Raw genomic sequence first — 2012 nt, forward strand, 5'->3', positions numbered from 1 at the left:
TCGGCGCGGCCGCGCAGCGCCAGCGGCGCCGCGCGGCCGAGCCGCGGGCGCGGCGCCGGTGCCTCCGCGGCGCCGCGCAAGCCCTGCGCCGTATCTTCTTGCCGCATCGCCTCCCACTCGCGTTCGGCCTGCGCGCGCAGCCGCGACGGCGGCGCCTGCTTCACCGCCGCCACGCGGGCGCCGTCGAGCAGCGGGAAGGTGACGATGGAAATTTCCCACAGGTCGAGCTGGTACAGTTTGCGCACCCGCGAGCGTGGCTCGATCACGCCGCGCACGGTGCGGTAGCCGATCGACAGCCCGTCGATGGCGCCTTCGCGCAGCAGCGCCAGCAATTCCCGCGCGCGGCGCACATCCGGGATCAGCCTGCCGCGCGCGCGCAGCCCGCGAAAATCTTCCACAAGCTCGAGCCAGATTCCGACCGGTTCGGCCGGATCGTGCTGGAACAGCATCGGGATTTTTCGCAAGCCGCGCGCTTGCAGCGTGTCGCGAAACGCGCCGGGCATCACCATGTCGCGGGCCTGGTCGACCGCGCCGAACAGGCTGGCATAGCCCTCGATGGTGCCGTCGGCGTGCAGTTCGAGCCGCGACGGCGGTGACAATGGCGCATGCATCGGCGGCCTCGCAGGGTGCGGGGGAAGTCGGTTTGATTTCTCAGCTATCGACGTCGGACCGCGGCACGCCGCCCGGGGCACGCCTAGCCCGTTTTGGCGCGCCGGATCGCGCGGCGGCGGATCGGCGTCTTCACCGGCCTGTCGAGCATCGCCTGGCGCCGCAGCGCGTCGAGCTGCGCCAGGAATTCGCGGAACACTGTGAAGTGGTCGGGGCGGGATTTGGTTTCGGGGCGCAGCGTGCGCAGCACCCGGTGCAACGTATCCATGGGTCGCTCTCCGTCAGTCTCGCGGGGGATCGTCGGCGGCCTCGTCGATCGGTCGCAGCGCTCGGCCGCGGCGGTTGAAGACCTGCAATTCGCGAACGAAATCGTCGAACCGCCGCGCCGCCGCGGATAATTCGCGCAGCAGCAGCGCGCAGGCGGCGCTCGCCGACAGCGCCCAGCCCAGCAGCGCGACATGGGCGAGGTCGCCGCGCTCGGCCACAATCCGGATCAGCTCGGACATCGCGGGCTCCCCGCGCGACGATCGCGCGCCGTCAACCTTTCGGTAACCGCGACGCGAGGTTCACCGCATTAACGCACGCAACCTCAGGGTGTTTTATTGTATGGTGTCTGCATACCCCAGAGGATGCGACATGTCCGTGAAGGAGTTCTTCAGGCAGCGGGCCGTGAACATCATGGTCGGCGGCAGCTATGAATTGCCGAACTGGCTCGACCAGCAGGGTCGCGCGCGGCAATTCGCCTGCCGCACCACACGGGTGTCACCCTTCCGCATGATCGTGGCAGGGCCGGTGATCGGCCGGGTCGGCGACAGCATCCGCAGCTATTTTGGCGATTTCGGCAAGCTGGACGGCCGTATCTCCGACGTCACCAGCGGCGAGTTCCTGATGGAGCTGGCGATGACCCGGGACAACCGGCGCAAGATGGCCAACAAGCTCGCCTGGCTGGAAAACAAGCAGAAGGACGGCTCGGTCAAGGACGCCCGCCGCCGCGCCCGTATCATCCTGCCCAACCCGCATTCGATGCTGACCTTTCACGACGGCGTAACGCGGCGCTGCTTCATCATCGACGCTTCGGAAACCGGCGTCGCGGTGTCGGCTGATGTGCAGCCGGAGATCGGCACGCCGCTGGCGGTCGGTTCCTGCGTCGGCCGCGTGGTGCGGCATTTGTCCGACGGTTTTGCGGTGCAGTTCATCGAGCAGCAGAGATCTTCGGCGCTGGAGCGCCGCCTCAACCGGGCGCCTTCGCCGCGCGCCGTGGCCGCCGGCGCCCCCGCGCAGGGGCGAGAACCGACCGGCGCCTGAGCCGCACTGGAACCTCACCGGTTCCGCACCACGCCGCACCTGGCGAAAAGTTGAACCAAATCATCCTTGAATCGGGAACGAAAAATGTCATCTGACCT

General features: G+C 68.3%; 4 protein-coding genes. 1 reads left to right on the forward strand and 3 read right to left on the reverse strand.

The annotated features are described in order from the left end of the window. The 3 genes from Q0S16_RS25565 to Q0S16_RS25575 all read right to left on the reverse strand — a co-directional run. Nucleotides 1-611: HK97 family phage prohead protease (locus Q0S16_RS25565; RefSeq protein WP_295855113.1), on the reverse strand; the 611-nt coding region annotated here is incomplete at its 3' end. 83 nt (nt 612-694) lie between these two features. Continuing rightward, nucleotides 695-877, reverse strand: a complete 183-nt coding sequence (locus tag Q0S16_RS25570) for a hypothetical protein (protein WP_295855117.1) — start codon at nt 875-877, stop codon at nt 695-697. A 13-nt stretch (nt 878-890) separates the two neighbouring features. After that, a complete protein-coding gene (locus Q0S16_RS25575) occupies nt 891-1115 on the reverse strand; it encodes a hypothetical protein (protein WP_295855120.1) in 225 nt (74 codons plus the stop codon). 130 nt (nt 1116-1245) lie between these two features. On the opposite strand from Q0S16_RS25575, the gene Q0S16_RS25580 reads away from it, so the two are divergent. Then, entirely contained in the window at nt 1246-1914 is a 669-nt protein-coding gene (locus tag Q0S16_RS25580; protein ID WP_295855124.1) for a PilZ domain-containing protein, read from the forward strand. The last annotated feature ends 98 nt before the right edge of the window (nt 1915-2012 follow it).

Source organism: Tardiphaga sp., assembly GCF_025356345.1.
Taxonomy (GTDB): Bacteria; Pseudomonadota; Alphaproteobacteria; order Rhizobiales; family Xanthobacteraceae; genus Tardiphaga.

What these genes read in the sequence shown, in the direction of transcription:
- Q0S16_RS25570 (WP_295855117.1), bottom strand. Translation starts at nt 877, where the DNA reads ATGGATACGTTGCACCGGGTGCTGCGCACGCTGCGCCCCGAAACCAAA.
- Q0S16_RS25575 (WP_295855120.1), bottom strand. Translation starts at nt 1,115, where the DNA reads ATGTCCGAGCTGATCCGGATTGTGGCCGAGCGCGGCGACCTCGCCCAT.
- Q0S16_RS25580 (WP_295855124.1), top strand. Translation starts at nt 1,246, where the DNA reads ATGTCCGTGAAGGAGTTCTTCAGGCAGCGGGCCGTGAACATCATGGTC.